The sequence below is a fragment of the Natronomonas aquatica genome, assembly GCF_024449025.1.
In the GTDB taxonomy this organism is placed as follows: Archaea; Halobacteriota; Halobacteria; order Halobacteriales; family Haloarculaceae; genus Natronomonas; species Natronomonas aquatica.
On sequence record NZ_JAHLKM010000007.1, the window covers coordinates 12,970 to 38,826 of the forward strand.

At 63.3% G+C, this 25,857-nt stretch carries 33 protein-coding genes and 1 tRNA gene; 20 read left to right on the forward strand and 14 right to left on the reverse strand.

Annotation, left to right across the window (positions count from 1 at the left end):
* From KM295_RS07440 to KM295_RS07455, 4 genes are all read right to left on the reverse strand, one after another.
* A partial coding sequence (locus KM295_RS07440; protein WP_256029317.1) for a 50S ribosomal protein L1 occupies positions 1-533 on the reverse strand: 533 nt, incomplete at its 3' end.
* A gap of 201 nt (positions 534-734) precedes the next feature.
* The gene (locus KM295_RS07445) at positions 735-1,148 is read right to left on the reverse strand and encodes a thiol-disulfide oxidoreductase DCC family protein (RefSeq protein WP_256029318.1); all 414 of its coding nucleotides are present in this window, start codon (positions 1,146-1,148) and stop codon (positions 735-737) included.
* Between the two features lie 123 nt (positions 1,149-1,271).
* Positions 1,272-1,763 (reverse strand): 50S ribosomal protein L11, encoded by a 492-nt coding sequence (locus KM295_RS07450; RefSeq protein ID WP_256029319.1) that lies wholly within the window; start codon positions 1,761-1,763, stop codon positions 1,272-1,274.
* Between the two features lie 89 nt (positions 1,764-1,852).
* On the reverse strand, positions 1,853-2,053 hold the full coding sequence (locus KM295_RS07455; protein WP_256029320.1) for a VNG_1110C family protein: 201 nt from the start codon (positions 2,051-2,053) through the stop codon (positions 1,853-1,855).
* Between the two features lie 166 nt (positions 2,054-2,219).
* On the opposite strand from KM295_RS07455, the gene KM295_RS07460 reads away from it, so the two are divergent.
* The 3 genes from KM295_RS07460 (at position 2,220) to KM295_RS07470 (ending at position 5,407) form a co-directional block, all read left to right on the forward strand.
* Positions 2,220-3,335: an OBG GTPase family GTP-binding protein gene (locus KM295_RS07460; RefSeq protein WP_256029321.1), complete on the forward strand. Its 1,116-nt coding sequence runs from the start codon at positions 2,220-2,222 to the stop codon at positions 3,333-3,335.
* A 96-nt stretch (positions 3,336-3,431) separates the two neighbouring features.
* Positions 3,432-4,379: an archaeosortase A gene (gene artA / locus KM295_RS07465; RefSeq protein ID WP_256029322.1), complete on the forward strand. Its 948-nt coding sequence runs from the start codon at positions 3,432-3,434 to the stop codon at positions 4,377-4,379.
* Complete coding sequence (locus KM295_RS07470) at positions 4,376-5,407, forward strand: hypothetical protein (protein ID WP_256029323.1); 1,032 nt, start codon at positions 4,376-4,378, stop codon at positions 5,405-5,407. The genes artA and KM295_RS07470 overlap by 4 nt, the downstream gene beginning before the upstream one ends.
* 5 nt (positions 5,408-5,412) lie before the next feature.
* Here the strand turns inward: KM295_RS07470 and dph5 are convergent, their stop codons facing one another.
* Positions 5,413-6,213, reverse strand: coding sequence for a diphthine synthase (gene dph5, locus KM295_RS07475; protein ID WP_256029324.1), 801 nt, complete (start codon positions 6,211-6,213; stop codon positions 5,413-5,415).
* Positions 6,214-6,351: 138 nt separating this feature from the next.
* On the opposite strand from dph5, the gene KM295_RS07480 reads away from it, so the two are divergent.
* Together KM295_RS07480 and KM295_RS07485 are read left to right on the forward strand one after the other, a co-directional pair.
* Positions 6,352-7,338, forward strand: a complete 987-nt coding sequence (locus KM295_RS07480) for a class I SAM-dependent methyltransferase (RefSeq protein WP_256029325.1) — start codon at positions 6,352-6,354, stop codon at positions 7,336-7,338.
* An 82-nt stretch (positions 7,339-7,420) separates the two neighbouring features.
* Positions 7,421-7,493: transfer RNA gene (locus tag KM295_RS07485), tRNA-Thr, on the forward strand.
* A 316-nt stretch (positions 7,494-7,809) separates the two neighbouring features.
* Here the strand turns inward: KM295_RS07485 and KM295_RS07490 are convergent.
* The 3 genes from KM295_RS07490 to KM295_RS17200 are packed head-to-tail and all read right to left on the reverse strand — an operon-like array spanning position 7,810 to position 9,598.
* On the reverse strand, positions 7,810-8,313 hold the full coding sequence (locus tag KM295_RS07490; protein WP_256029326.1) for a hypothetical protein: 504 nt from the start codon (positions 8,311-8,313) through the stop codon (positions 7,810-7,812).
* 11 nt (positions 8,314-8,324) lie between these two features.
* Positions 8,325-9,302 carry a hypothetical protein gene (locus tag KM295_RS07495; RefSeq protein ID WP_256029327.1) on the reverse strand — a complete coding sequence of 326 codons (978 nt, stop codon included), beginning with the start codon at positions 9,300-9,302 and terminating at the stop codon, positions 8,325-8,327.
* Positions 9,303-9,304: 2 nt separating this feature from the next.
* Positions 9,305-9,598, reverse strand: a complete 294-nt coding sequence (locus tag KM295_RS17200; RefSeq protein WP_472924545.1) for a hypothetical protein — start codon at positions 9,596-9,598, stop codon at positions 9,305-9,307.
* A gap of 121 nt (positions 9,599-9,719) precedes the next feature.
* Between KM295_RS17200 and KM295_RS07500 the strand changes: the two genes are divergently transcribed.
* Together KM295_RS07500 and KM295_RS07505 are read left to right on the forward strand one after the other, a co-directional pair.
* The gene (locus tag KM295_RS07500; protein ID WP_256029328.1) at positions 9,720-9,881 is read left to right on the forward strand and encodes a hypothetical protein; all 162 of its coding nucleotides are present in this window, start codon (positions 9,720-9,722) and stop codon (positions 9,879-9,881) included.
* A gap of 9 nt (positions 9,882-9,890) precedes the next feature.
* Positions 9,891-10,982, forward strand: a complete 1,092-nt coding sequence (locus tag KM295_RS07505) for a DNA cytosine methyltransferase (RefSeq protein ID WP_256029329.1) — start codon at positions 9,891-9,893, stop codon at positions 10,980-10,982.
* 10 nt (positions 10,983-10,992) lie between these two features.
* On the opposite strand, the gene KM295_RS07510 is transcribed toward KM295_RS07505, so the two are convergent.
* Positions 10,993-11,181 carry a hypothetical protein gene (locus KM295_RS07510; protein ID WP_256029330.1) on the reverse strand — a complete coding sequence of 63 codons (189 nt, stop codon included), beginning with the start codon at positions 11,179-11,181 and terminating at the stop codon, positions 10,993-10,995.
* 193 nt (positions 11,182-11,374) lie between these two features.
* Here KM295_RS07510 and KM295_RS07515 point away from each other — a divergent pair, with 193 nt between their 5' ends.
* Entirely contained in the window at positions 11,375-11,533 is a 159-nt protein-coding gene (locus KM295_RS07515; RefSeq protein ID WP_256029331.1) for a DUF7563 family protein, read from the forward strand.
* Positions 11,534-11,642: 109 nt separating this feature from the next.
* Here the strand turns inward: KM295_RS07515 and KM295_RS07520 are convergent, their stop codons facing one another.
* Complete coding sequence (locus KM295_RS07520) at positions 11,643-11,858, reverse strand: hypothetical protein (RefSeq protein WP_256029332.1); 216 nt, start codon at positions 11,856-11,858, stop codon at positions 11,643-11,645.
* Between the two features lie 146 nt (positions 11,859-12,004).
* Here KM295_RS07520 and srp19 point away from each other — a divergent pair, with 146 nt between their 5' ends.
* The 3 genes from srp19 to KM295_RS07535 all read left to right on the forward strand — a co-directional run bounded on the left by srp19 (position 12,005) and on the right by KM295_RS07535 (position 13,618).
* A complete protein-coding gene (gene srp19 / locus KM295_RS07525; RefSeq protein ID WP_256029333.1) occupies positions 12,005-12,283 on the forward strand; it encodes a signal recognition particle subunit SRP19 in 279 nt (92 codons plus the stop codon).
* On the forward strand, positions 12,280-12,507 hold the full coding sequence (locus KM295_RS07530) for an H/ACA ribonucleoprotein complex subunit GAR1 (RefSeq protein WP_256029334.1): 228 nt from the start codon (positions 12,280-12,282) through the stop codon (positions 12,505-12,507). Before srp19 ends, KM295_RS07530 begins: the two co-directional genes overlap by 4 nt.
* 76 nt (positions 12,508-12,583) lie before the next feature.
* Positions 12,584-13,618 carry a presenilin family intramembrane aspartyl protease PSH gene (locus KM295_RS07535; RefSeq protein ID WP_256029335.1) on the forward strand — a complete coding sequence of 345 codons (1,035 nt, stop codon included), beginning with the start codon at positions 12,584-12,586 and terminating at the stop codon, positions 13,616-13,618.
* A gap of 27 nt (positions 13,619-13,645) precedes the next feature.
* Here the strand turns inward: KM295_RS07535 and KM295_RS07540 are convergent, their stop codons facing one another.
* Complete coding sequence (locus tag KM295_RS07540; protein ID WP_256029336.1) at positions 13,646-14,644, reverse strand: ornithine cyclodeaminase family protein; 999 nt, start codon at positions 14,642-14,644, stop codon at positions 13,646-13,648.
* Between the two features lie 110 nt (positions 14,645-14,754).
* On the opposite strand from KM295_RS07540, the gene KM295_RS07545 reads away from it, so the two are divergent.
* The 3 genes from KM295_RS07545 to KM295_RS07555 all read left to right on the forward strand — a co-directional run bounded on the left by KM295_RS07545 (position 14,755) and on the right by KM295_RS07555 (position 17,912).
* Positions 14,755-16,038 (forward strand): MFS transporter, encoded by a 1,284-nt coding sequence (locus KM295_RS07545; protein WP_256029337.1) that lies wholly within the window; start codon positions 14,755-14,757, stop codon positions 16,036-16,038.
* A gap of 182 nt (positions 16,039-16,220) precedes the next feature.
* The gene (locus KM295_RS07550; RefSeq protein ID WP_256029338.1) at positions 16,221-17,420 is read left to right on the forward strand and encodes an iron-containing alcohol dehydrogenase; all 1,200 of its coding nucleotides are present in this window, start codon (positions 16,221-16,223) and stop codon (positions 17,418-17,420) included.
* Between the two features lie 78 nt (positions 17,421-17,498).
* Positions 17,499-17,912 carry a DUF3054 domain-containing protein gene (locus KM295_RS07555; RefSeq protein ID WP_256029339.1) on the forward strand — a complete coding sequence of 138 codons (414 nt, stop codon included), beginning with the start codon at positions 17,499-17,501 and terminating at the stop codon, positions 17,910-17,912.
* Here KM295_RS07555 and KM295_RS07560 read toward each other — a convergent pair.
* Positions 17,899-18,462 carry a class I SAM-dependent methyltransferase gene (locus KM295_RS07560; RefSeq protein ID WP_256029340.1) on the reverse strand — a complete coding sequence of 188 codons (564 nt, stop codon included), beginning with the start codon at positions 18,460-18,462 and terminating at the stop codon, positions 17,899-17,901. The two genes, KM295_RS07555 and KM295_RS07560, sit on opposite strands and share 14 nt — an antisense overlap.
* Before the next feature lie 50 nt (positions 18,463-18,512).
* Between KM295_RS07560 and KM295_RS07565 the strand changes: the two genes are divergently transcribed.
* From KM295_RS07565 to gatE, 6 genes are all read left to right on the forward strand, one after another.
* Positions 18,513-19,091: a GNAT family N-acetyltransferase gene (locus KM295_RS07565; protein WP_256029341.1), complete on the forward strand. Its 579-nt coding sequence runs from the start codon at positions 18,513-18,515 to the stop codon at positions 19,089-19,091.
* A 45-nt stretch (positions 19,092-19,136) separates the two neighbouring features.
* Entirely contained in the window at positions 19,137-20,120 is a 984-nt protein-coding gene (fen, locus tag KM295_RS07570) for a flap endonuclease-1 (RefSeq protein ID WP_256029342.1), read from the forward strand.
* Positions 20,121-20,210: 90 nt separating this feature from the next.
* The gene (locus tag KM295_RS07575; RefSeq protein ID WP_256029343.1) at positions 20,211-20,444 is read left to right on the forward strand and encodes a BolA/IbaG family iron-sulfur metabolism protein; all 234 of its coding nucleotides are present in this window, start codon (positions 20,211-20,213) and stop codon (positions 20,442-20,444) included.
* Between the two features lie 68 nt (positions 20,445-20,512).
* Positions 20,513-21,931 carry a class II fumarate hydratase gene (locus KM295_RS07580; RefSeq protein ID WP_256029344.1) on the forward strand — a complete coding sequence of 473 codons (1,419 nt, stop codon included), beginning with the start codon at positions 20,513-20,515 and terminating at the stop codon, positions 21,929-21,931.
* 109 nt (positions 21,932-22,040) lie between these two features.
* Positions 22,041-22,541, forward strand: a complete 501-nt coding sequence (locus tag KM295_RS07585) for a helix-turn-helix transcriptional regulator (protein ID WP_256029345.1) — start codon at positions 22,041-22,043, stop codon at positions 22,539-22,541.
* Positions 22,542-22,731: 190 nt separating this feature from the next.
* Positions 22,732-24,588, forward strand: coding sequence for a Glu-tRNA(Gln) amidotransferase subunit GatE (gatE, locus tag KM295_RS07590; protein ID WP_256029346.1), 1,857 nt, complete (start codon positions 22,732-22,734; stop codon positions 24,586-24,588).
* Here gatE and KM295_RS07595 read toward each other — a convergent pair whose 3' ends face one another.
* Entirely contained in the window at positions 24,589-25,350 is a 762-nt protein-coding gene (locus tag KM295_RS07595) for an RNA methyltransferase (protein ID WP_256029347.1), read from the reverse strand. It abuts the gene before it with no gap.
* A gap of 132 nt (positions 25,351-25,482) precedes the next feature.
* Complete coding sequence (locus KM295_RS07600) at positions 25,483-25,731, reverse strand: hypothetical protein (RefSeq protein WP_256029348.1); 249 nt, start codon at positions 25,729-25,731, stop codon at positions 25,483-25,485.
* Positions 25,732-25,857: the final 126 nt, after the last annotated feature.

Consider the following 25,857-nt stretch of genomic DNA (forward strand, 5'->3'; position numbering starts at 1 on the left):
TCGATGTTGTCGGCGATCGAGTCAGCGTCCATGTTCTCGGCGCCGACGCGCGTGTGGAACGTGCGCCGCTCGCCGGACCGAACCTGGACGGTATTCTTCATTCGGTTGACGGTCTCGACGACGTCGTCGTCGGGCTGTAGGGGCGTCGGCATCTTCCCCCGGGGACCGAGTACGGTCCCGAGGTACCGGCCGATGTCCTGCATCATGCTGGCCTCCGCGATGAAGAAGTTCGTCTCGTCGGCTAGATTTTTCGCCGCATTATCGTCGTCTCCGAGGTCCTCGAGGTCGTCGCTGTCGAGTACCTGATCGGCGACGTCCTCCGCACGGAGGGCGGTCTCGCCCTCGGCGAAAACGACGATTTGCGTGTCCTGGCCCGTACCCGACGGTAGGACGATGCTCTCGTCTACCCGGTTGTTGGGGTCTGCTAGGTCTAGATCGCGCAGGTTGATAGCGAGGTCCACCGTCTCACGGAAGTTCCGCTCGGGTGAGTCGCTGAGTGCGCGGGATACTGCGTCCTCTATCGAATCTGCCATCGTTCACCTCCGTAGTTTCTGCCTTGCGGGCTACTACGGCGTGAAACAGGCTACGCCTGTCTCGTTTTCCCGGAGGTGGATTACGCACTTAAGCGCGTCGGACCGGGCCGAGCGTGGCTGGCGCTCCCACGGCGTGTCAAACGCTCGGACCGCTGAACCGATGGGCCCGTCCACGTCGGTGCGTCCGGAGCTGGGGCGATTTCAATCGATAAACCGTGCCCGCAGTTTCTCGTCCGGGACGAGACACTGCCCGCGTTTCCCGAACCAGTCGTAACGGTTGTTCGCGAGAAACCGATAGGCCCGATCACGGATCGTTTTCGGAACGATCGAAGCGACCGAACCGAGCGCCCATGGAAACCCCAGAAGCCAGGCGATCCTGACGACGGCGTCGGATTCAGTGTAGGCCCGATCGCCCTCGATGACGACCATACTCTCGTCGTAGTCACCCGACAGTCCACTCTGCCGGAGCAGTTCGCTTGCCGCCTCGGACTGTAGCGTTCCGAACCGGAGGCGGTCCTGACGGTCCATCCGGAGCAGCCAGGGCAGCGATCCGACACAGAGGTTACAGACGCCGTCGAAGAGTACGACCGGTCGGTCCGGCGTGTCGTCAGTCATGCTAACAGCTAGGGGACGCGGTGTTGAATACGTGACGACACCGACGGTTCGACCGCTCGGATGGCAGAGCAGTCGGAAGAACCGTCGCGCACTGTTGCAGCCGTTCGAGTCGGTGCCGATCCGTCAGGCCGCCGCTTCGGCTTCCTCGAAGGTGCCGTCGTACTCGCCCGCTTCGAGCCGTTCGTTGAACGTGCGTGCGTCCTCGCCCTCGACAGTAACACCGAGGGAAACGCAGGTGCCGGCGACCTCCTTGGCCGCGTTCCGCACGCCGTACGCCAGGAGATCGGGGAGCTTCTGTTCGGCGACGGTCTTCAACTGTTCGACGGACATGTCGGCGACGAACTCCTCGTTCGGTTCGCCGGAGCCGGTCTCGAAGCCGAGTTCGTCCTTGATGAGCGCTGCCGTCGGCGGGACGCCGACCTCGATCGAAAACGAGCCGTCGTCGTCGTACTCGACGGTGACGGGGACCTCGGTCCCGTCGAACGCCGCGGTCTGGTCGTTGATCTCGTTGACGACGGCCTGTACGTCCACCGGTGTCGGGCCGAGTTCCGGCCCGAGCGGCGGTCCCGGATCGGCCCCGCCGCCGGGGACGAGTACCTCGATAGTTCCAGCCATACACGAACCCACTGTCGCGGCGGTTTTAAGCGTTGTCGATTCGGCCCGCCGTGTCACCCGCCCACATTCGGGTTTCGGGGCTGCGAACGTCAGCGAAGCGGTACGCCGTGCCGGAGGAGATACTCGCTGACGGCCTTGATCTCGACGGGGCTCCCGATGATCCGGACCGTCGCTCCTTCCCGGGAGAGTGTGACCGCAAACGCCGATTCGAGGTCGCGGCCGATCCCCTCGAGCGTCCCCGAGGGGAGGACGATCTCGGTGCTGTCGCGGAGACGGGCTGGCTTCGCCATCGGCAGACGGTTCGGATTCCCCGAACATGAACGTGTTGGATTAATCCCTAGGAATTGTTCGAGCCGGGTCGGTCTCTGGCTGCCGGCCGCCCGGGAGAGGACCAACGCAACCGCTGGAGGGACGTAACCGAACGCCTTTTTCGGTATCGGCGATAGGTCTCAGTTGATGGGGCTCAAAGAGGAGATCGAGGCGATCGAGGAAGAGATCGCCGACACCCCGTACAACAAATCGACCGAACAGCACATCGGCCGGCTGAAGGCCAAGCTCTCGGAAAAAAAGGATGAGCTCGAACGGCGACAGTCCTCAGGGAGCGGTGGCGGCGGCTACGCGGTGGAAAAACACGGCGACGCGACGGTCGCGCTGGTCGGTTTCCCCTCTGTCGGGAAATCCACTCTCCTCAACGCCCTGACGAACGCCGACAGCGAGGTCGGCTCCTACGAGTTCACGACGCTCGATGTCAACCCCGGCATGCTCGAGTACCGCGGGGCGAATATCCAGTTGCTCGACGTGCCGGGACTCATCGAGGGGGCCGCCGAGAACCGCGGCGGCGGGCAGGCCGTCCTCTCGGTCGTCCGGACCGCGGATCTGGTGTTGTTCGTCCTCTCGGCGTTCGAGATCGACCAGTACGAACGTCTCCACGAGGAACTGTACAAGAACAAAGTACGGCTCGATCAGGATCCGGTCCAGGTCAATATCCGTAAAAAACACAAGGGTGGGATCAACCTCACCACTTCCGACCGGGTGACCCTCGATGACGAGACGATCATGGGCGTCCTCCGGGAGTACGATTACGTCAACGCCGACGTGACGATCCGCGAGGACCTCACGATCGATCAACTCGTCGATTCGCTGCAGGACAACCGCGAGTATCTCCCCTCCGCCGTCTGTGTCAACAAGGTCGATCTCGTCGATCCGAGCTACGTCGAAACCGTCGAGGCGAACCTCCGGGCCCACGATATCGACCCCGAGGAGGCGGTCTTCATCAGCGCCGAGGACGGTCGGGGACTCGATTCGTTGAAGGAGACGATCTGGGAGGATCTCGGGCTCATCCGGATCTACATGGACAAGCCCGGGCGGGGGATCGACCGCGATGAGCCACTGATCCTCACCGAAGATCAAAACACTGTCGACGACGCCCTACAGAAGCTCGGTGGGAGCTTCGACGAGCGGTTTCGCTTCGCCAGGGTCACTGGCCCGTCAGCGAAACACGACGAACAGCAGGTCGGCCGCTCCCACGAACTCGAAGACGAGGATACTCTCCGGATCGTCGCCCGCAAGTGACTGCCTCCCGATAGCGTCCCCGGTACCTGCGGCGGCTGTGTGATCGGTTCGCCACCGACGATAAGACATATACCGGTCGTCGCATATATTCCGATAATGACTCCGACCGTCGAATCGATCGCCGAGATGTCGGTCCTCCCCTATATCGATGTCCTCCTTTGGATCGTCGCGGCGGTTTTCGTGGTCGGCGTGATCGCACGCAGGGAGAACCGCGAGTGGGCCCGGCGGATCACCGCCGCCGGCTGGGGGCTGTTCGCGGTCCTTTGGCTCCTTTTCATCCAGTACTTCGCGTTCGTCCACCGGAGTGTCGTCGAGACGGCTTTGGTCGTGATCGCAGTACCGGCGTCCCTCTATGTCGGCTGGAAGCTCCTGAACGGCCGGGACTCGCTTTTGACGCTCTCGCGGGCGATCGCGTTCATGATGGTCATCTATCTCCCCTTCGAGACCTCCCAACTCGTTCGGGGGTTCCTGATCGAGACTGTTGCGTTTCAGACAGTGACGGCGATCGACTGGCTCGGGTTCGCCGAGGGCGTCCAGTACGTCGAGGACCCGGCTGCCGACTCCTCGCTGATGAACACCTTCTATTTCCCCGAAACGGGGAGGGCCTCCCGGCTCATCTTCGCGTGTACCGGCATCGGTTCGATGGCGATTTTCGGCGGCCTCATCGCGGCCGCCGACGCCCCGCGACCCAAGAAACTGATCGCGGCCGTCGTCTCGATCTCGATCATCTGGGTGCTCAACATCGCCCGGAACGTCTTCATCGCGCTGGCGAACGGCTATCAGTGGTTCGCCGGTACGGCCCTCGAAGGCCCGGTGATGTTCGTCTTCGGGCTCTCGGATCCGGCCCGGGTTTCGTTTTTCGTCGCCGACCGGATCATCGCACAGGGACTGGCCGTCTTCGTTCTCGTCGGGATCGCGTGGCTCGCCTCCCGGTGGGTGCCGGAGCTGCTCGATATGGGCGAGGAGCTTCTCTCGGTGCTGCTCGGGCGGGAAATCAGGCTCCGGTCACCGGAGACAGCACCCGACGGCGGTGATCCGAAGTGACGGAGGGAGACGCCGAGGACGCAGTCGACGGAGACGACGATGACGGAGACGGTGTGGGCGAGGTTTCCCGACGGCGGATCCTGTTCGGCGGCGCTGGGGGGCTCGCAGCCATCGGGGGCGGACGGGCGATCTACAACACGTCCCTCGGCTACGGCGAATTCGGGATGGGGACGAACCTCCTCGAACAGGACCTGCCGTCGCTTCTCACCGAGCGGATATCGACCGACTACGAGGGGACGATCGCGGGAACGCCCGTCCGGGTCGACGGGTCGACGATCGCCGTCGGCGGCGAGGAGGCCAGCCTCTCCTTTGTGGACGACGACCGCGACGACGCCGCAGAGATCGACCTCGATCGCGGGATGGGAGGCCGGCTGGAGGCGCTGTTCGTCGACCTCTCGGCGTTCCACGCCGGCGACTACACCTTCGAGTTCCACGGGCCGGAGGCCTTCTTCGAGCGGTTCGAGGGTACCGACGCCCGACCGGACCTCGTTACCTCGATCCGGGGCGACCGGACGATCGATCCCGACGTAGTCGAGCGGTTCGCCGGCGCCGACCCGGCCGATCCGCCGGCGCTCGTCGAAGGGCTCGTCTCCGGTTTTCGGGAACACACGAGTTACGACGTCCCGCGGTACATCGCGGGCTCGATCGAGGACAACGTTCTCTTCGGTGCCTACGACCTCAGACAGTACTTCGAGGGGGACGTCGACTTCGAGGCCCTGCTGGAGAACGACGGGACCGGTATCTTCTGTTGGGAACTCGTTTTCCGCTCGATGGAAGCCCTACAGGCCGTCCCGACGATCGACCAGACGATCCCGGTCGCGACCTGTTACGTGAGCGATATCCGGCACAAGCACGCCTTCACCGGCGTCGTGGGCGCGATCCGGGACGACGGCGAACTACGACTGCCGACGACGTTCCTCGATTACACCCACTCGACGCTGTACGACGACGTCCACGCGACGGCCTTCCTCGGCGAGGGGCTGGCGGCGTACAACGACGGCCACCGCGCCGACGAGATCTACTGGTAGTTGTCTCAGACGGGATCCGGCAGCGCCCCCGACGGGGCGTCGGCGAGCCTCGAGAGCGCGTCGTGTTCGATGACGTGGAGATCGCCGGGGATCACGAGCAGATGCAGCGGTTCGCCGAACGACAGATCGGCAAGCGAGGCGAGCCGATCGGCGGCCACGATCGGGTCCGGGCCGCCTGCGCGTGCGACAGCGACGCCGAGTGCCTCGAGTTCACCGGCTAACAGTTCGGCCGCGTAGTGGGCGGTCATGTACTCCTCGTGGTTCGGATCTGTCCCCTCCGGTCCGATGCCGATCTTGATATCGAGATAGACGAGGGTATGCAGTCCCCGATTGCGGTTCCCCTCGATCGTCTCGAGGACGCTTCCGGGTACGCCTTCGCCACCGTGGGCGTAGGGGAACGGGAGCGTCGTCGCCTTGCCGAAGCGGTAGTTCTGGAGGCCGGTCAGCGAGGCCGCCGCAGATCCCGCCGTCGTCCCGTGGACGACGTGGGTCTCGATCCCGCGCTCCTCGGCCCGGAGCCGCAGATCGACGTGGGTCGTCGAGATCATCGTATCGCCGGCCGTGAGAAAGACGGCATCGCCGGCTTCGGCGGCCGCGAGGATCGGCTCCGGATCCTCCTCGACGCCGGAGCGATCCCGGAGTTCGATCTCGACGCCGTGATACGCCGACAGCTCCTCGACAGTCGTGCCGGCCAGTTTGCTGGTGTAGAACTCCGCGAAGACGCGGTCGGCGCCGGCGACGGCCTCGCGACCCTCGACGGTGATCGACCGCTCGTCGTAGAGCCCGAGCCCGACGAACGTGAGCATACCCCCTCTCGGCCGTCCGAGGGCAAAAACACCCCGTTCTCCCGCTCTCTGCATTCTGTCCGGGTCGTCTCCCGACCGAACGGCGGTTCTCGGAGCTGAGCCGTTACACTTACCGCCGCCCCTCGCCGACGGTTCGGTATGTCGGTTCGCTGTGTCCGTGTCGACCGTGAGGACGGCGAGGCGGTCCGTCAGCGTCTCGCCGCGGCGGGGGCGCTCTCGGCGGAACACGAGATCGACGTCGAAGGGGATACCATCTATCTCCCCCTCGATCCGGCGGTCGACCCCGCGTCGCTCGATCCCGACCTCGAGGTCGTCGAGCGGTCGGTCGAGCGCCGCGAGACCCAGACGTTCCCCGATGATCTCCTCGGGTTCGAACCCTCCTACGAACGACTCGGGGAGATCGTCATCGTCGACGAGGACGACGACGAACGCGCACGGGAGATCGCCGACGCGATCGTCGAGTCGGATCTGCCCGCCGAGACGGTCGTCAACCGGGCCTCCCCGATCGAGGGCGAACTCCGGATCAGAGAGTGGGACGTCCTGGCCGGCGAGGACACCGAGACGGTCCACCGGGAGTACGGTTCGGCGTTCGAACTCGACATCTCTGCGGTGTACTTTTCGCCGCGGCTGGCGACCGAACGACACCGTGTCGTCGACGCTGTCGAACCGGGCGAACACTTCTTCGATATGTTCGCCGGCGTCGGTCCCTTCGTCGTCCCGGCGGCGAAACGCGGCGCCGAGTGTGTCGGCGTCGATCTGAACCCTGTCGCCGTCGAGTATCTCCGGCGGAACGCCGAGCGGAACGGCGTCGCCGACCGCGTGACCGCGCACTGTGCCGACGTTCGGGAGGTGTCGGGGTACGGCGACTGGGCCGACCGGATCGTGATGAACCTTCCCCACAGCGCCGGGGGATTCCTCGAGACAGCCGTCGATCTGGCGGGCGAGGGGTGCGTGCTGCACTACTACGACATCCAGCACGAATCCGACCCGTTCGGACCCGGCGAGGCGGCGATCCGGGCGGCCGCCGCCCCCGACTACGAGGTCACCGTCGAGGGACGTCAGGAGGTACGCTCGTATGCGCCGCACGAACTGAACGTCTGTCTCGACGTCCGGCTTTCGCGGTGACCGCCCCTGCCGGCGTCCGCGACGATCCCAACGAAAGTTCGCAACCCTTATGCCGATTATCCTCTCAGATACGACCACGAGCGCCGGAGTAGCTCAGCTGGCAGAGCGAATCCTTCGTAAGGATTAGGCCGAGGGTTCAAATCCCTCCTCCGGCTTATTGAAAAAGGATTTAATTCCTTCCTGCAGTCTAAGAGCTATAGTGGCCCCTTATAATCGTTCATATGACCTGATTTCAGGGTTGGTTTCAAAAATCGTCCAAGGAACGATTTGTCATAGCTTCCCAAAATCGATTGTATCTCCTTCTATAGTAGTCAGTAGAACTGTTTACACACCACTCATAGCAGGATGGCCAGCGACAGCCACGCTGGCCGGACACTTGCGAGTGGATCTGCACTGACTTCTACCGACTACTATAGTTATCTACTGGTGACATGCAAAACACCAACGAGAAACTTAGTCGAAGTTGTCAAGCTATACATCCACTATATCTATCCGGTTCCCAATATTCACCTTAACTTCGCCGTTTTCATCAAACGCGAGCTGAACAAAATTTTCGAGATCGGTTCGAGGAGTGCCTGGGAAGGATAAAACTGGAACTATACCATCCCCACTAACGATGCCTTGTCTGTCAAGACAGCCTTCCTGACGCTGAAACTGTGAGCGCTCTTCAAGCGCCTGAACAAGAGAAATCCGCCACGCTCCATTATTACAGAGCGTTTTGAGTTTCTCGACGTCATAATCCGTTTTCCGAACATCGTCCTTGCACTCTATGAGAGCTATTTTGCCTTCTCGGCAAAACACCAAATCATTTATAATTGAGTTAGCATTTTTCCTCAAACTATGCGTTACCTCCGGCTCTTTGATCTCGATTCGAGGTAGGTCTGTTCCGCGCGGCGGGTCGCCTCCCAGAGGAGTCCATCCTTCGTCGCGGAACTTTCGCTTAGTCCACAAATAGATCCGTTCTTCTGACACCATCAGTCCACTCCTCACGACTGACGGTACTGTTCGAGGTCCGTAAGAACGGCATCTTCTAATTCGATAGCGTCAGCACACTTATACCACAACGAACTCTTGTTCTGTGGCTTGTACGGGTTTTTATCCAGCCATGTTTCCTTCGGCACACGGGGAATTTGTAGCACTAAGTTCCGTCGTCGCTCCGATCGGGAGGGTCCGGTTCTACAGTAGAGATAGTCATACACGAACTGCGCGCCGCCATACGGATCCACCCGCCGACAGCTGGATGGCGACATATCAAATGTACACACGACGCTCTCTGAACGTTTCGGCAGGGGGTCCGGTGGTCGACGGTTTAATTTCCCACGAATCCGGCCAAGGTAGTCATCCGTATCTGCGATGTCGACCGATCGAGGAGGCCGTTCGTATGGTGGATGCTCATTTAGAATCCGTTCGACCTCTTCCTGGGTACGTTTTCGGATTTTGTTTGCGGCTGGAACATTTGGATCGCAATCATTTGTGAGGAACTGGTCAACGAATGCACCGACTAATTCGTCCTCAGATCCATCTCGAATCAACTCATATTCGTTGTCACTCGGCCAGGGGGGAATAAGCATCTCGACATTATGAACCTCCCCGATTCGACGCAACGATTCGATCAGTCGGTAGTTCGCATTACACCTCCCCGAATGAGTTCCGTGTTTCATCGCCTCGTACGGCGTGAAAAACACACCTGTTACGCCCATCTCGGCTGCTTTCACCATTCTGGCAACTCGCTGAAGAGGGTTTTTTCCGGTGGGGACGTGTCCCGTTTTTTCGAGAACGAGCACCGGATCACCGTCTCGTAACAAAATAATGTCAGGGCGGTCATAGCTAGTTAGTTCTTTCACTACAGGAGGTGCTTCTGCCGACTGAAGTTTCACTAACTCAGCGCCTTTCAATTGTGAGGACAGCGATTGGAACCAATCTCCCTCAGGCAGCGCGTCGATGTATATCGTATAGTCCGACATAATTACTCTTCAAAAAGATTCTTAGCGACTCGATTTCCCAACTCTGTAAGCCGATACACTCGTCCTCTCTTTCTGTCCGGATTAACACATACCGCGACGTCTTCGTCCGCTAACTCGCTCAGAATATTGCTCAGATGACTGAGGCTGATCTCTGTTCGATTCGCGATCTCCTTTGGCGTCCCGGGATCGTTGTATAATCCCTTGACGACCGCTCGTCGTCGAGCACTACTCGTCACGAATCCGTACGTATCCAACTCTTCATCGGACAGGGGTTCCATAGATTCGGAGTCTCCCATCTATTCTATCACAAGACCCAACTCTGTTTGAAAGTAGTCACTAGTTACACACTATTTACACACGAATCAGCATCTAGTAAGACAAGAAAAGTATAAATGGGAACGGGCCAACCACCTACGTATGGCTGATCGTGAGGAGGTCGACGATGTTATCTCTGATTTCCCGTTCCAAGAAGAGTCAGAGGATACAGAAGAGATCTACGTGTGCGAGGTCTGCGAACAGGAATTTGATACCCAAAGGGGACGCAACATCCACCGTGGACAAGCACACCGATCGGAGTGAACATCATACATGAACGGTACAGTTGTCGATTTATTTTGTGGCGCTGGCGGGCTCAGTCACGGCTTTCAGTCAGCCGGATTTGACGTGATTGCCGGGGTTGATAACGAGGCAAAATTCAAACAGACGTTTGAAGAAAATCATAATGCGACGTTCGTAGAGGCAGATCTCGAATCAATCACAGGTGGTGAAATATTATCCACACTGTCACTTGATCCGGGTGATGTTGATGTATTAATCGGGGGGCCACCATGTCAGGGATTTAGTCTCGCTGGAGCGACTACTACTCCAGGCGACGAGCGAAACTTCCTCATTACCCAGTTCATCAAAGCCGTCTATCAGATAAAGCCAGAATGGTTCGTGATGGAAAACGTTCCCAGAATCACGACTATGGAAGACGGCGCTGTGCTAAAATACTTGCTTTCACAGTTCGACAAAATTGGATACAGCGTTTCCCATAGTATCTTGAACTCAGTTCACTTCGGCGTTCCACAGCGCCGAAAGCGTGCGTTCTTTGTAGGAAACGCAAATGGACGAGATCTATCTTTGCCGGAAGGATCGTACCGTGAGTCGGCCAAACAGCAGACGCTCTTTGATCAAAAGAATCGAAAGCCGCGAACGGTTGAAGACGCGTTCAGTGACCTTCCAGCGATATGTCCCGGCGAATCAGCTACAGAATACGCGACTTCACCACAGGGTTCGTATCAAAAATACCTTCGAAGTGAAACCCCTGAGCTCAGAAACCACCAAGCACCAGCGCATGGGGATAGCGTGATTAATCGAATCAAGCGCGCGGAACAGGGGAAGCGAATTCCCTACGATTCGTGGTCACAGAAACGCAGATTAGAAGATGATGAGCCCGCGCCGACACTACTGGCAGGCCCCCGTCCGACATATCATTTCGCCCATCCAACTCAGCATCGGGGCCTCAGCGTTCGTGAACGAGCGCGTCTACAGTCGTTCCCCGACCATTTCACGTTCTACGGGCCTGTCGCAAAGCAGCGGCAGATGACTGGAAATGCAGTTCCGCCGTTGGTGAGCGAAGCCGTCGCTGCGTCTATTTTGACCGCAGAGCAGGAAGAAGAAATCACAGACATAATCTAGTTCCCGACTGTTATTCCTCGCGGAGGAACGGGAACGGAGTTAGACGGTTGAGTTGCTCGAGTGCTTTCTGGCGTTCCCCTTCGGGATGGAACTCAGTAGGGTCGGTTATGAACTCGATGAACAGACGCATTTCCGTATGATCGAGCTTCTCGGTCTCACCTGCCTCGAACTTATTGATAGCACTCTCAACGACGTACATGGGTTCTTGTTCCTCGATCGTCAGTAAGACATCGACAAGCCGATCGAGGTGATCTCGTTCACGGTGAGCGAAGTAGGGTAGGGTCTGTTACAGATGGATCGTCTCGGAAAACACGACTCTGACCTTTCCCCGAGGTCGTATTTTTCATCGTCATGGGGAAAGATATTTGTCGGTCACATCGCGTGTCTATTGTATGCCACACTGCCGCAACTGTGATGCGTTCGTTACGGACAACTACGTCCGCGTGTTTGCCCCGGAAGGGATGTCGACGGTCCGCGTCTGCCCGAACTGCGAGGACAAACTCAGGGACGGGGCGGAAGTACGAGAGGCACGCTCGACGCGGCAAAACTAGCGGTATCGGTTTTCTATCGGTTCGAAGACAGTTCGGGGAGACGTCCCGGGTCGACTCTTCAGCGGTGTCTCTCGAACTCCTACTGAACACCTGACAACCCCGATACTCGCTATCCGTCGATGTAGCCCAGCTGACGGAGGTTCTCGAGGGTCTCCTCTTCGAGGTCGGTCTCGTCCAGCGCTTCCCGGTGTTTCCGGAGCCGTTCGTCGTACACCACGAGCAGCTGTCGTGCGGTTCGGAGCTTGAACGACAGGTCTGGATCGTCCACCTGCTCTTGGACGCTTGCGAGCATCTCGTCGATCTTTTCTGCGAGTGGCTCACCCATAATTGGAGCCACGGAACCGCTCTAAAAAAGCGATGTGGTGCGTCCTGTGCCGTGAGACGGCTGCTCCGCCCGGAGGTATCCGTTCGCCCGACTGGGGCCCCGGCGCCGATCGCCCGCTTTTTACCCCGCCGTCGTGGAAGGTCGGTATGGTCGAGAACGTCATCTGGCCCGCCTACCTCGACGCCGAGTGCTCCCGTAGTGGGGGGCGACGGATCCCCGAGGATCTCGCCGTTCCGGATCCGACGGTCGACGAGATCGCGAGCGCGGTCCAGCAGGTCGGCTACGACGCCGTCATCGAACGGGACAAGACGTACCCCCGGGAGTACGAACCGCGCGGCCGCGTCGTCGTCAAGGGCGCCGACGACGCGTCGAAATCGGACTTACTCGGCGCTGTCGCCGCGTACGTCGCCGCCCTCCGGGAATGAGACGCGTCGGCGAGGTCGTCCGGACCGCACAGGGGCTTGCGATCGTCCGGTCGCCTGACGGTGAGTACCCGGATCTCGGCACCGAGGTCGTCGATCAGGACCTCGAGACTGTCGGTCGGATCGTCGACGTGTTCGGGCCCGCCGACCGGCCGTACGTGGCCGTCTCACCGGCGGACGAGATAACGATGCCCGCGCTCCTCGGCGAGAAACTCTACGCGCGGTGATCGTGACCCGGATCCCGATCCCGAGCGTTCGATCCGGAACCGCAACCCCCAAACGGCAGCCACGAGAGGGTCGGACATGAACCGGGCCCTCCTCGCCGTCGCCGCCACCGTCGGGCTCTTCGTGCTCGTGCAACTCGGGTCGCTGGCGCTGGTCCAGCCCTTCATGGACGCCGGCTACCAGACCGTCGAGGACCCCTCGGATCCGACCAACAGCCTGCTGTACATCGGGGCGATCCTGGTCGCGACGGTCGTCATGCTCGCGGCGATGCGGTTCGGGATCGATCGGTTCCTGCAGGGACTGATCGTCTTCGCCGCCGTCCTTCTGTCCTTTTATGTCTTCAGCGTCGTCGTCCCCCCGGTCGTCACTGCCGGCGGCTACAACGTTCTCGCCGTCGCCTTCGCCCTCGCGCTCGGCGTCGGACTCCTCGCCTACCCCGAGTGGTACGTCATCGACGCCGCAGGGGTGGTCATGGGGGCGGGCGCAGCGGGGCTTTTCGGCATCAGTTTCGGGGTGTTACCCGCCTTCGTTTTGCTCGTCGTACTGGCCGTATACGACGCCGTCTCCGTGTACGGTACCGAACACATGCTGACGCTCGCCTCCGGGGTTATGGATCTCCGACTCCCGGTCTTGCTCGTGATCCCGCTGACGCTTTCGTATTCCTTCCTCGAGGAGACGGGCCCGGAGACGCTCGAAGGGGAAACCGAAGAGGAGACCGACGACGACGAAGATGGAGATGGCTCCGAAGCGGACGGGCCGGAGGGTGAGGGATCCGAAGCCGAGGAACCGGACGACCCGCTCGATCGCGACGCCCTCTTCGTCGGGCTCGGTGACGCCGTCATTCCGACGATCCTCGTCGCGTCGGCGGCCTTCTTCCGTCCCGGCGATCCGGCACTCCTCGACGTTCCGGGGCTCGCGGTGACGGCACCGGCGCTGGGGGCGATCGGCGGCACGATCGCCGGGCTCCTCGTGCTGATGTGGATGGTGCTGAAGGGACGCGCCCACGCCGGGTTGCCGTTGCTCAACGGCGGCGCGGTCGCCGGGTACCTGCTCGGGGCGGTCCTGGCCGGGATCGCGCTCGTCGACGCCGTCGGGCTCACGCCGTATCTGTGACACGCGATCGGACGCCCAGTCGCAGCCTTACTCGCCGGTCAGGGCCTCGCTTCCGGGGGCGAACTCGATCGTCCGGCCGAGCCCCTCCTCTCTGGCCCGTTCGTAGAGCATCCACGCCGCGGCGACCGTTTCGATCCCCGTTCCGCCGCTGTCGAAGACTGTCACGTCCGCCGCTTCAGTCCGCCCGGGGCGACGGCCAGCGACGATCTCGCCCAGTTCGGCATGGACGTGGCCCTCGTCCACGAGTCCGGCCTCGCGGGCCGCGAGGAACGAGCCGGCGTCCTGAAACGCCCGCTCGCGGAGGTCCGGAACGTAGGTCGCGCGGGCGATCGTCTTCGCCTGTAGCTCACGCTTGTTGCGGTCGTACTGTCCCATCGCGGTGATGTGTGCCCCGTCGGAAACGTCCTCGTCCTCGACGACCGGCTCGCCGGCGTCCGTCGCAGTGATGATCACGTCCGCGTCGGCGACGGCGGCCGCGGCGGTCTCGACGGCGGTCACGTCGGCGTCGAGTCGATCGTCGAACGCCGTGGCGAAGGCCTCGCGGTTCGCGGGCGTCGGCGAGAAGATACGGACAGTCCCGAAGTCCCGGACCGTCTCGGTCGCTTTGAGCTGGCCGCGGGCCTGTGCGCCCGACCCGATCACCGCACAGACCTCCGCGTCCGGGCGGGCGAGTTCGTCGACGGCGACCGCGCCGGTCGCGCCCGTCTTGAACGGGTTCATCGACGCGCCGTCCAACAGCGCGAGCATCCGGCCCGACTCGGCGTCGAAAAGCGGCAGCGCGAAGTGGACGTCCTCGTCGCCAAAGCCGGCGGCGTAGGTGTACCCGCCCATCCCGCCGACCTCGGGGAGGATCGCGAGGTAGCCGGTACACATCCCACCGGGGTCGTCGCGTACGAGTTTCGTTCGGGGCTCGGCAGTCCCCTCGTTACCGTGGCTCTGATAGCCCTTTCGGACGGCGTCGACGTAGTCGGCGGGTGTCGCCAGTCCGGTCAGTTCATCGCTCCGCAAGAACAGCACATCGGTCATATCCCGCCTTCGATCCCCTGGTGTATAGGGTTTTTCGGCGGCCGAGTCCCCGCGTTTGGGACAGCGGCGAGTCACGTGGTTTAAGAAATCGTGGGGTGAACCGACGGCCGATGGACGACGCCTCGAAGCTAGATTACGCGGGCCGGGCGAAGGGAATCCTCGGGTTCTCGCGGTGGTGGCAGATCGTCGCCGCCGCCGGTATGATGGCGGCCGTCAGCCCCTACCAGTACGTCTGGTCGTCGATCGAGGGGCCCCTGGCCGAGAACCTCGATATCGCCCTGCCCGCGCTCGGGGCGGTGTTTTCCTTTTATGTCGTCTTCCAGTCGCTCTCCCAGATGCCGGCCGGCTGGTGGCGCGACAGGCGCGGGCCCCGTCACCTGACGTATCTCGCGGCCGTCCTCGCCGGCGGCGGGTACGTGGGTCTCGCCTACGCGACGGCCGTCTGGCAGTTGTATCTGCTGTACTCGCTGGGGGCGATCGGCGTCGGGATCATCTACACCGTCGCCGTCAACACGGCGGTCAAGTGGTTCCCCGATCGGACCGGACTCACGACCGGGATCGGGACGATGGCCTTCGCGGGCGGGAGCGCCCTCGTTGTCCCCTACGTTCGAGCGAACGCGACCGTCGGGGGGTACGCCGACGTCCTCCGGAACGTCGGACTCGTGATTCTCGTCGTTTTGCTCGTCGGGGCCGTCATCCTGCAGGATCCGCCGGAAGACTGGCTCGGCCTCGACGATGACGACGAGGACGACAGCGACCTCGCGGCGTCGCTCCGCGGGGCGGCCTACACGACCCGGGAGATGCTGCGAACGTGGCAGTTCTGGCTCCTGTACGCGATGTTCGTCGCCACCGCCAGCGCCGATCTGATCGTCATCGCCAACGTCGTTCGCTTCGCCGAACACTTCGGTCTCGCGGCGGTCGTCGCGACGGTCGCCGCGACCGTGCTGCCGATCGCCGCGGGTGTCTCGCGGATGATCCTCGGGGAAGCCTCGGATCGGTTCGACCGAAAGCGCGTGATGGTGGTCTCGTTTCTTCTGGCCGGCCTGTTCCGGTTCGGGCTTCTCGGTACGGGCATCGCGGGTACCGGCGCGGGTTTCGTCGTCGCGGTCGTGGGGTCGATGTTCTTCTCCTCGCCGTTATACGTCTACTTCCCCGCGATGGTGGCCGACTATTACGGCGCGAAACACTCCTCGAGCAACTACGCCGCCCTCTATACCGCGAAGGTCGGCGGCGGCGTCTTCGCCGGGACGGTAACCGGCGTTTTAGTCGCGGCGTTCGGCTGGGTGCCGACGCTTGCGCTCGGCGGAACGCTAGCGTTCGCCGCCGGCCTGGCCGTTTTCGCCCTCCGGCCGCCGGCCGACGCCGGTCTGGGGGATGAAGCGGCCGCCCCGTGAATCACCGCCCGCGGCGTATCGGTCCGACGTGTCGATCGGGTGCCACTGGTAGCTCCCTCCGTGTGCCGTCTCGGTGTGCGTCGTGTCTATCGATATGTGTCAACGTTCTACATAAACTGTTTTTACCATCTCTTTCGTTGTCGCGGACGATGTCTCCTCAGACCCCAACGGATGAACCCCGAGTGGTCGTATCGCCAGGCCGGACAGTGCTCGGTGTCGGCGCGACGGAAACGGTCGGGACCTACGCCGACCGCCACGGGACGAAGGCGCTGGTCGTCGCCAGCGAACAGATCTTCGACATCCACGGCGAGCGGATCCTCGAATGTCTCCACGACGCCGGTGTCGAGACGGCCGTCTACGACAGCGTCCGTCCGGATCCGACCGTCGAAAACGTCGAGGCGGCCTTCGACCTCTGGAGCGAGGAGGGCTGTGACGTCATCGTGACGCTCGGGGGCGGCTCCTCGATCGACACGGGGAAAGCAACGGGAATCCTGGCGACCAACGAGGGGGGAATCCGGAGCTTCGGCGTCGACAAAGCCGGCTACGAGGGCGTTCCGAACCCGATCCCGCCGCTCATCGCTGTCAATACGACCGCCGGGACCGGCAGCGAAACCACCCGGACGTCGGTGCTGTCCGACGAGTCTACCTCGACGAAGTTCATCATCGTCTCGGAGAACATCGTCCCGGACGTCGCCATCGAGGACCCGGAACTGACGGTATCGCTCCCGAAAAGCCACACCGCATTCACCGGGATCGATGCGTTCACCCACGCCATCGAGGCGTTCACGTCCGTCAAATCCTACAGCGTCACCGACAACTACGCCCGCGACGCGATGGACCGGATCGTCGACGCGTTGCCGGTCGCGTGGTCCAACGGCGATGATGTCGAGGCCCGCACCGAGATGATGATCGCCCAGTTCAAGGCCGGCAAGGCCTTCGGCAACTCCTCGGTCGCGTTGATCCACGGGATGGCCCGCCCGCTCGGCGCCCAGCTCCACATTCCCCACGGCCTCGCCAACGGGCTCATCCTGCCGTACGTGGTCGAGTTCAACCAGATGGCCGCGCCGGAAAAGTACGCCGAGGTCGCCCGCATCCTCGGTGTGGCCGACGAGGGCGAGTCGGCCCGCGTCGCCGCCCGGAAGGCCAGCGACGGCATCGAGGAGCTCTGTGAGGACATCTCGCTGACGGGCTATCTCGACGAGTTCGGCGAGGTCCCCTCCCGCGAGGAGTACCTCGAGGTCGTTCCGGAGATGACCCAGGACGCCTTCGATTCGGGCTCGCCGGACAACAACCCCCGGAAACCGACCAGAGAGGAACTCGAGGAGCTGTTCGTCCGCGTCTACGACGACGCGTTGGCCCCGGACAGCCGCCGTCGGTCCTGAGCCGGGTTCCGGAGACGACGGCCGCCGGGCGCCGGCCGAATCCGCAAAGGTTTGAAACACCGCCGTCGAACGGCCGGTATGGCAGACCAGTCGTTCCTCGAACAGCGGCTCGATGCAAGCACCTGGCCGATCGCCGTCGGCGACGTCCTCGCCTTGCTCGTCTTCCTCTTTCTCGGGACGCTCCAGCACTCGACGCTCGAGGCGATCCGGGCTGACCCGACGATCTATCTCCTGGCAGCCGGACCGTTCGTTCTGGGGTGGTTCGTCTCAGCGCCGCTCGTCGGCGCGTACTCGCCCGGCGGCGGATCGGCGCCGAACTCCTCGATCCCGCTTGCGATCCGGTCGTGGATCCTCGCCGTCCTCGTCGGGCTGATCGTCCGGACGGTTGCCCTTCCCGGCCGCGGCGCCGCGGTGAGCTTCACAATCGTCATGCTCGTCGGCGGCACCGTCTTCCTGTCGGCGTGGCGGTTCCTCTATTTCAAGCTCCGGTAGCGACGCCGGCGACCGTCGTCTCGAAGCCGTACTCGATCGGTCGGAGATCGAGCCCGGCCGCCTCGATCATCGTTTCCAGTTCCGCGGCCGTATAGAAGGTCGAGTCGAACCTGACGGCGGTTTCGGCGGCCTCGAGGGCCCGCCCGAGCCGCGTCGACCGGTCGAACTCGGTGACAACGAGGACACCGCCCGGCGCGAGGACGCGGGCCATCTCCTCGAGACACCGCTCGGGGTCAGGGAAGTGATGGAGGGCATCGACGACGAACACCGCGTCGGCCGAGCCGTCGGGATGGGGAAGATCGGTCGCGCTCGCCTGTACCGTCTCCAGTTGCTTCGTTCGCGCCCGGCGCAACATCCCCCGGGAGGGATCGACAACCGTCGCCCCGACGGTCCGGGCGACCCGTCCGGAGCCGCCGCCGACCTCGAGGATCCGATCGAGGTCCCGCTCGGCGACGGCAAAGCCCTTCCGGAGGGCCAGATCGTCAGCCGGGGGCATGAGCAGATCGTACATCGGCGCGAACAGATCGAAGGCCCGCACGTCCCAGCGCATACCGCCCTCTCGGGCGCTGCCCATAACACGGTTGCCCTCCAAGCGGGCGTATGGGGTCGGAAACGGAACTCGTATTGCTCGGGTGGCCCCCGGAGGGGCCGACGATCAGGCTCGATTACCGGCGGTTCAGCTACGCCGGCAAGTTCGTGATGTCGACGACGGGGAAGGCGGTGCTCAGGGAAACAGACGGCGCGGAGGACGAGACCGACGGCGAGTTCGACGATACCGTCCTCGCCGCCGTCGCGTTCGACGCCGACCGGACCGACCCTGGGACGCTCCGGCTCCGGTACGTGACCGTGAGGGACGACCGCCGCGGGGAGGGACTTGGCCCGAGGCTCTGTCGGTTCGTCGCCGATCGGGCGTCCGACCGCGGCTACGATCGGGTGGCGATCGCGGTGAACAACCCCTTCGCCTACGAGGCGCTGTACCGCGCCGGCTTCAGTTTCACCGGCGTCGAGACCGGCCTCGCGGAACTCGTGTTGGCGCGGCCGGTCGAGGAACTCGCCGCGGACCGATCGACAGGAACGTATCAGGCGGGGCTGGACCGGTACCGAAAGCGGGACCTCTCGTCGGCGGAACAGTCGTTCCTCGAGGACAAACGTGACACCGCACCGCCGGAGCCGATCTGAGTACTCACCGGCGGTTTCAAATCCTCGCCGAACCAACGGCGGACAATGGGAAACGCGGATCTCCGACAGTTGGCGGTCATCGAGGAGAAACCGTTCGCGGAACTCGGCGGGTCGGTCGTCGCCGTCGACGCCCACAACTGGCTGTACCGGTATCTGACGACGACGGTTCGGTTCACGTCGAGTTCGGTCTACACCACCGCGTCCGGCGAGGAGGTCGCAAACCTCGTCGGAATCGTCCAGGGGCTCCCGAAGTTCTTCGAAAGCGACGTCACACCGGTTTTCGTCTTCGACGGCGGCGTTACCGAACTGAAAGACGACGAGGTCGAGAGCCGGCGCGAACAGCGCGAACGCTACGAGGCGGAACTGGAAGCCGCCCGGGAGGGGGAAGCCGACGCCGCCGAGATCGCGACGCTGGATTCTCGGACCCAGCGGCTCACGGCGACGATCCAGGAGACGACGCGGGATCTGCTCGAACTGCTGGACGTGCCGATCGTCGAGGCACCCGCCGAAGGCGAGGCCCAGGCCGCCCACATGGCTCGACGCGGCGATGCCGATTACGCCGGGTCGGAGGACTACGATACGCTCCTTTTGCGCGCACCTTACACACTCAGGGGGCTGACGAGCAAGGGCGACCCCGAGTGTATGGACTTCGAGCGGACGCTCGCGGAACTCGGTTTGACCTGGGAGGGACTCGTCGACGCTGCGATCCTGATGGGGACGGACTTCAACGAGGGGATCGACGGCATCGGGCCGAAGACGGCGGTGAAGCTACTCAAAGAACACGGCGATCTGTGGGGTGCCCTCGAGGCACGCGGCGATTCGATCCCCCACGCCGACCGCATCAGAGAGCTGTTCCTCGATCCGACCGTCACCGAGGAGTACGACTACGACGCCGAGATCGACCCCGACATCGAGGCGGCGAAACGCTACGTCACCGACGAGTGGGAGATCCCGGCCGGTGAGGTCGAGCGTGGCTTCGAGCGGATCGAATCATCGGTCGTCCAGACGGGGCTCGATCGGTGGAGCTAACCGCGTTCGTCCGTCGGGACTCGTCCCCCTCTGATCGGCGGCCGGTCTGTAGACGGCGGGCTTTTGTGCGCTCCGGCCGCAGGGTCGGGTATGACACCGGAAGACGTCGAAGCGCGGATCGAAGCCGAACTCGACTGTGAGGCCACCGTCTCGAAAGCCCGCGGCGAGCACGACGACGACCACCTGCGTGCGACCGTCGTCTCCCCCGAGTTCGAAGGCCATTCGCTAGTCGAACAGCACGAGATGGTCTACGACGCTTTGGGTGAGGCGATGACGACCGACATCCACGCCCTCGAACTCACGACACGGACGCGGGAAGCCTAACTGCCACGGGGAAGCGTATCGATCGGGCTTTCGATGCCCTTTATTTCCCCCCGCATGACGTAACGAGCATGACCGACGAAGACACAGAATACCGCATCGAACGCGACAGCCTCGGCGAGATGGAGGTGCCCGCGGACGCCTACTGGGGCGCCCAGACCCAACGCGCCGTCGGAAACTTCCCCGTCTCGGGGCTCACCTTCCAGCGACGGTTCATCCGCGCGCTCGGGATCGTCAAGAAGGCGGCCGCCGAAGCGAACCTCGAACTCGGATTGCTCGAGGAGGACAAAACCGACGCGATCCTCGAAGCCGCGACCGAAGTCATCGACGGCGAACACGACGACCAGTTCCCGGTCGATATCTTCCAGACCGGCTCGGGGACCTCCTCGAACATGAACGCCAACGAGGTGATCGCCAACCGCGCGACCGAGATCTACGGCGGGAAGATCGGAACGCGGGAGATCCACCCAAACGACCACGTCAACTACGGCCAGTCCTCGAACGACGTGGTCCCGACAGCGATGCACGTCGCGGCGCTGGAGGCCGTCGAGAAGGACGTAATCCCGGGGCTCGAAGTGCTGGCCGGGGAGCTGGCGGCCAAGAAAAAAGCCTTCGACGACGTCGTCAAGACGGGGCGGACGCATCTCCAGGACGCCACGCCCGTCCGGCTCGGCCAGGAGTTCGGCGGCTACCGGACCCAAATCGAGAAGGGGATCGAACGGGTCGAGGCGACGACCGACCGGCTCGGGGAACTCGCCCTCGGCGGCACCGCGACCGGGACCGGCCTGAACACCCACCCCGAGTTCCCGGAACTGGCCGCCGAAAACATCGCCGCCGAAACCGGGTTGCAGTTCCGCGAGGCCGACAACCACTTCGAGGCCCAGGCCGCCCACGACGCCGTGAGCGAGGCCCACGGCGCCCTTCGGACGGTCGCCGGCTCGATGAACAAGATCGCAAACGACCTCCGACTCCTCGCGTCGGGGCCGCGGAACGGGCTCGGGGAGATCGAACAGCCCGAAAACCAGCCCGGGAGCTCGATCATGCCCGGGAAAATAAACCCGGTCGTCGCCGAGTCGGTCAACCAGGTGCACAAGCAGGTGATCGGCAACGACGCGACGGTTTCGGCCGGGGCCGCCCGCGGCGAGATCGACCTGAACCTTTATAAACCAGTGCTGGCGTACAACTTCCTCCAGAGCGCCTCGCTCATCGCCAACAGCGCCGAGACCTTCGGCGAGTGCTTCGTCGGAAAGCTCGAGGCCAACGCCGACCACTGTCGAAAGCAGGTCGATCAGTCGATGGCGCTGGCGACGGCGCTGAACCCCGCGATCGGCTACGACGCGGCCTCGAAGGTCGCGAAGATGGCCCTCGCCGAAGGGAAGACCGTCCGGGAGGTCGCCGTCGCCGAGGGGTACCTCACCGCGGACGAGGCCGACGAGGTGCTCGACCCACGGGCGATGACCGAACGCGTCATCCTCGGCGCCGACGAGTGACGGCGCAAAACGGGCCCCGAATCGATCCTATTATATAAATTCGGTGGTGGTTGTTCCGGGATTGAAAACCCTGAACGTTTACTATGCTTCGTCGAGCCTTGGAGTGAGTATGGAGCAAATGGGGTCACCGACCGAGATCAACGACGAGAACGGCGAGGGTTCGATCACCGTCTCGCAGTTACGGGCGGAATTGAACGGGACGGGGCAGCCGGAAAGTCCGGGGACGGCGGTCTCGGAAGTCGTCACCGAGGTCGAGGCCTCGCTTTTCGGCGAGGATACCTTCACGTTCGAGGAGACCCACGTCAAGTCCTCGCTGGACGAGTTGCTGTTGTCGCTGGTCGCGCTCCGGGACGCCGACACCCACGGCAAACAACTGCTGGACGATCTCGCCCAGGAGTTCGACACCATCCTCAGCCCCGGCACCGTCTATCCCCGTCTGCACGAACTCTGTGAGGAAGATGTCCTCCAGCAGCGCGAACTCGTCAAAACGAAAGAATACACCCTCGACGACGTCGACGCCGCCGGAGGAGCCGTCGCCGAGGCCGCCAGACAGCACCTCGCCCTCGGGATGGTCCTCCGGGCCACACTCGAGGAGGGTGACTTCGAATAACTGACCGTCGCGACCGCTTCCGGATCGACCACGGCGTGACCGATGCATCGGCTCCCTGTTCATAATCTTTCTGTATGTGACTATGTTTTCGATCGGCGTCTACCGGGCGGTTGCGACCGACAGACGCCCGGAGCTGTCCCGGCCCGCCGGATGGTGTCTTTTTTGACTGTCCGCGCCCCAGCGACGGGTAATGACTCACGATTACGAGACACTCGGTCTCGTCGCCGGGCTGGAGATCCACCAGCAACTCGACACCGAGACCAAACTCTTCTGTAGCTGTCCGACGGAACGCAGAGAGCCCGAGGAATCCGTTCGCTCCTTCACCCGGTATCTCCATCCGACGAAATCCGAACTCGGCGAACTCGACGAGGCCGCCCTCGAGGAGTCCCGCGTCGATCGGGAGTTCGAGTACCTCGCTTTCGACAGTACCTGTCTCGTCGAGGAGGACGACGAACCGCCGGGACGGCTCGACGACGAGGCCCTGAAGACGACACTGGAGATCGCGGCGCTTTTGGACTGTACCGTCGCCGACGAGGCCCACGTTATGCGGAAGATCGTCGTCGACGGCTCGAACACCTCCGGGTTCCAGCGCTCGTCGCTCGTCGCGACCGACGGCGAGATCGAAACCGACGACGGCCCCGTCGGCATCGCCGACATGCTGCTCGAGGAGGAGTCGGCCGCCCGGATCGAGGAACGCGACGGCGGGGTGACCTACGGGCTCGATCGGCTCGGGATCCCGCTGGTCGAGATCGGTACCGAACCCGACATCCGGACGCCGGAGCAGGCCCGCGAAGCGGCCGAGCGCATCGGGATGCTGCTGCGCTCGACTGGGAAGGTCAAACGCGGCCTCGGGACCATCAGACAGGACGTCAACGTCTCCATCGAGGAAGGCGCCAGAGTCGAGATGAAGGGCGTCCAGAGCCTTGAGGACATCGACGATCTCGTCAAAAACGAGGTCGACAGACAGCTCGAACTGCTCGATATCGCCGAAACGCTGCAACAGAGGAATGCCGCCGTCGCCGAACCGCGCGAAGTGACGGACGTCTTCGAGGACACCGAAAGCGGTGTCATCGCGGGCGCAGAATCGGTCTTCGCTGTCCGGCTCGAAGGGTTCGACGGCCTTGTCGGCCGTGAGATCCAGCCGGACCGACGCCTCGGCACGGAGCTTTCGGATCACGCCAAACGTCACGGCGCGGGCGGGATCTTCCATACCGACGAACTGCCGGCCTACGGTGTCACCGAAAGGGAAGTCCAGACGCTCCGGGCGGCGGTCGACGCGGACGCGGGGGACGCCGTCGCGCTCGTTGCGGCCGACGCCGGGGTCGCTGAGAGCGCGATCGAGGCTGTCGCCGACCGCGCCCGAACCGCCATCGAGGGCGTCCCCGAAGAAACCCGCGGTGCCAACGAGGACGGCACCTCCGAGTACCTCCGTCCGCTCCCCGGCGCCGCACGGATGTACCCCGAGACCGACGTACCGCCGGTCGAACCCGACCTCTCGGAGATCGAGACGCCGGAGCTGCTCACCGAACGCGTCGAGCGGTACGAAGCCGAACTCGGGCTCGATTCGGGGCTGGCCGAACAGGTCGCCTACGGCCGCCACATGACGACGTTCGAGGCTGCCGTCGAGCGCGGCATCGATCCGACGACCGCCGCCAGTACACTCGAGTCGACGCTGACGGAGCTCCGGCGGGACGGCGTGTCCGTCGAAAACCTCACCGAGGCGGCGTTGCTCTCGGTGCTCGAATCCGTCGAGGGCGGCGACCTCGCAAAGGAGGGGATCGGCCCCGTCTTGACCGAACTCGCCGCCGATCCGACGCTGTCGGCCGAGGAGGCGATCGAGGCGGCCGGGCTGGCTGGCGTCGACCGCGAAACCGTCCGCGAGACCGTGATCGAGGTGATCGAACGGAACGGGGCACAGGTCGAAAAAGAGGGTATGGGCGCGTTCTCGGCGCTCATGGGCGAGTGTATGGGGGCGCTGCGGGGGAAAGCCGACGGCGAGGTCGTCTCGGAGCTGTTGCGCGAGGAAATCGGCAAGCGGACGGCGTAGTCACCCTTCGCGCTCGGCGTCCGAGGAGCTATCCCGCGGAATCTCGCCGCTTGCCCGCATCGCTCCCCGCCGGAGAACGCCCCGCATCGTCCGTGCCTCCCGACCGGTCGGATGCGCCCGCCCGACGAGCCGCCGGAAGAGCCGTTCGGTTTTCGGGATCTTCTCGTCGGGGTGGCCGATGTCGTGGAGGTACTCCGAGAACGTCGCATAGAGGCCCTCGATCTCGTGTTCCTCGGCGCGTTCGTGGGCCTCTTCGGGGTGTTGGGTCGACTCGACGGTCAGCCCCCGCAGCTCATAGAGGACGATCGTCGCCGCCTGCGCGAGGTTCAAAACCGGGTATTCGCCGCTCGCGGGGATCGAGCAGATCCGATCGAGTTCCGCCAGTTCCTCGTTGGTCAGTCCGACGCGCTCGCGGCCGAAGACCACACAGACGTCCGCGTCGACTTCGGCGAGTTTCCCGGCGAGTTCGGCCGGTTCGAGGAACGGATACCGGACGTGGCTGGTCGCGTCCTGATTCGTCGTCGCCGTACAGGCGACAGTATAGAAGTTCTCGACGAGGTACTCGAAGGGGACCGTCTCGGCGTTCGGCAACACGTCCTCGCGGGCGTGGCCGGCGAAGCCGTAGGCCTCCCCGTCGGGGTCCAGTTCCGGCGGGTCGACCAGATACAACTCCGCGAGCCCGAAGTTCTTCATCGAGCGGGCGATAGTGCCGACGTTGCCGGGCGTTTCGGCTCCGACGACGGCGACGGCGATATCGACCATTATCGGACAGTTCGCTTCCGGACGCATAAGCACGTTCGTCCGCGGTGCGGACCGCGTTCGACTTCGGGGCGACGATCGGTAACACGCCAGTTCACAGGGCTGGCCGCGGGTGGTTCACCCGAGGAACGAAAATCAGTTCTCGTCCGGGTCGGCAACGCGTTCCATCGCGAGCGTCGCGATCCCCGCCGCAGCCAGACCGATACCGAGCGCACGGATCTGTCGGACGTATTCCGGCTTCGCTTCGAGTTCCCCGGCGTTTTCGAAGTTCTTCCCGATCATCTTTCTGATGAAGACGACACTCAACTGGGGAGCGAGCGCGCTGGTGAGTCCCTGGCCGATCGCCCACAGCGCACCGATCGAACGGCATTTATTACAGTTCATACGGTGAGACGTAGGGGCTACGGACTCATTAACATCGCGGCGGATTCCAGTTTCGTAGACCCCCGATGTGGCGTGGATCGACGGTCGGTTGGCGGAGACGAGAGGGGGAACCGGGCGAGGAAGCCG

Excerpts from the sequence above, each read along its gene's own strand:
- KM295_RS07575 (WP_256029343.1), top strand. The coding sequence starts at position 20,211 with ATGACACCGGAAGACGTCGAAGCGCGGATCGAAGCCGAACTCGACTGT.
- artA (WP_256029322.1), top strand. The coding sequence starts at position 3,432 with ATGACTCCGACCGTCGAATCGATCGCCGAGATGTCGGTCCTCCCCTAT.
- KM295_RS07500 (WP_256029328.1), top strand. The coding sequence starts at position 9,720 with ATGGCTGATCGTGAGGAGGTCGACGATGTTATCTCTGATTTCCCGTTC.
- KM295_RS07535 (WP_256029335.1), top strand. The coding sequence starts at position 12,584 with ATGAACCGGGCCCTCCTCGCCGTCGCCGCCACCGTCGGGCTCTTCGTG.
- KM295_RS07520 (WP_256029332.1), bottom strand. The coding sequence starts at position 11,858 with ATGGGTGAGCCACTCGCAGAAAAGATCGACGAGATGCTCGCAAGCGTC.
- KM295_RS07460 (WP_256029321.1), top strand. The coding sequence starts at position 2,220 with ATGGGGCTCAAAGAGGAGATCGAGGCGATCGAGGAAGAGATCGCCGAC.
- srp19 (WP_256029333.1), top strand. The coding sequence starts at position 12,005 with ATGGTCGAGAACGTCATCTGGCCCGCCTACCTCGACGCCGAGTGCTCC.
- KM295_RS07595 (WP_256029347.1), bottom strand. The coding sequence starts at position 25,350 with ATGGTCGATATCGCCGTCGCCGTCGTCGGAGCCGAAACGCCCGGCAAC.
- KM295_RS07480 (WP_256029325.1), top strand. The coding sequence starts at position 6,352 with ATGTCGGTTCGCTGTGTCCGTGTCGACCGTGAGGACGGCGAGGCGGTC.
- KM295_RS07510 (WP_256029330.1), bottom strand. The coding sequence starts at position 11,181 with ATGTACGTCGTTGAGAGTGCTATCAATAAGTTCGAGGCAGGTGAGACC.
- fen (WP_256029342.1), top strand. The coding sequence starts at position 19,137 with ATGGGAAACGCGGATCTCCGACAGTTGGCGGTCATCGAGGAGAAACCG.
- KM295_RS07495 (WP_256029327.1), bottom strand. The coding sequence starts at position 9,302 with ATGTCGGACTATACGATATACATCGACGCGCTGCCTGAGGGAGATTGG.
- KM295_RS07455 (WP_256029320.1), bottom strand. The coding sequence starts at position 2,053 with ATGGCGAAGCCAGCCCGTCTCCGCGACAGCACCGAGATCGTCCTCCCC.
- KM295_RS07505 (WP_256029329.1), top strand. The coding sequence starts at position 9,891 with ATGAACGGTACAGTTGTCGATTTATTTTGTGGCGCTGGCGGGCTCAGT.
- KM295_RS07545 (WP_256029337.1), top strand. The coding sequence starts at position 14,755 with ATGGACGACGCCTCGAAGCTAGATTACGCGGGCCGGGCGAAGGGAATC.
- KM295_RS07565 (WP_256029341.1), top strand. The coding sequence starts at position 18,513 with ATGGGGTCGGAAACGGAACTCGTATTGCTCGGGTGGCCCCCGGAGGGG.
- KM295_RS07530 (WP_256029334.1), top strand. The coding sequence starts at position 12,280 with ATGAGACGCGTCGGCGAGGTCGTCCGGACCGCACAGGGGCTTGCGATC.
- dph5 (WP_256029324.1), bottom strand. The coding sequence starts at position 6,213 with ATGCTCACGTTCGTCGGGCTCGGGCTCTACGACGAGCGGTCGATCACC.
- KM295_RS07555 (WP_256029339.1), top strand. The coding sequence starts at position 17,499 with ATGGCAGACCAGTCGTTCCTCGAACAGCGGCTCGATGCAAGCACCTGG.
- KM295_RS07445 (WP_256029318.1), bottom strand. The coding sequence starts at position 1,148 with ATGACTGACGACACGCCGGACCGACCGGTCGTACTCTTCGACGGCGTC.
- KM295_RS07585 (WP_256029345.1), top strand. The coding sequence starts at position 22,041 with ATGGAGCAAATGGGGTCACCGACCGAGATCAACGACGAGAACGGCGAG.
- KM295_RS07515 (WP_256029331.1), top strand. The coding sequence starts at position 11,375 with ATGCCACACTGCCGCAACTGTGATGCGTTCGTTACGGACAACTACGTC.
- KM295_RS07600 (WP_256029348.1), bottom strand. The coding sequence starts at position 25,731 with ATGAACTGTAATAAATGCCGTTCGATCGGTGCGCTGTGGGCGATCGGC.
- gatE (WP_256029346.1), top strand. The coding sequence starts at position 22,732 with ATGACTCACGATTACGAGACACTCGGTCTCGTCGCCGGGCTGGAGATC.
- KM295_RS17200 (WP_472924545.1), bottom strand. The coding sequence starts at position 9,598 with ATGGGAGACTCCGAATCTATGGAACCCCTGTCCGATGAAGAGTTGGAT.
- KM295_RS07540 (WP_256029336.1), bottom strand. The coding sequence starts at position 14,644 with ATGACCGATGTGCTGTTCTTGCGGAGCGATGAACTGACCGGACTGGCG.
- KM295_RS07560 (WP_256029340.1), bottom strand. The coding sequence starts at position 18,462 with ATGCGCTGGGACGTGCGGGCCTTCGATCTGTTCGCGCCGATGTACGAT.
- KM295_RS07450 (WP_256029319.1), bottom strand. The coding sequence starts at position 1,763 with ATGGCTGGAACTATCGAGGTACTCGTCCCCGGCGGCGGGGCCGATCCG.
- KM295_RS07580 (WP_256029344.1), top strand. The coding sequence starts at position 20,513 with ATGACCGACGAAGACACAGAATACCGCATCGAACGCGACAGCCTCGGC.
- KM295_RS07490 (WP_256029326.1), bottom strand. The coding sequence starts at position 8,313 with ATGGTGTCAGAAGAACGGATCTATTTGTGGACTAAGCGAAAGTTCCGC.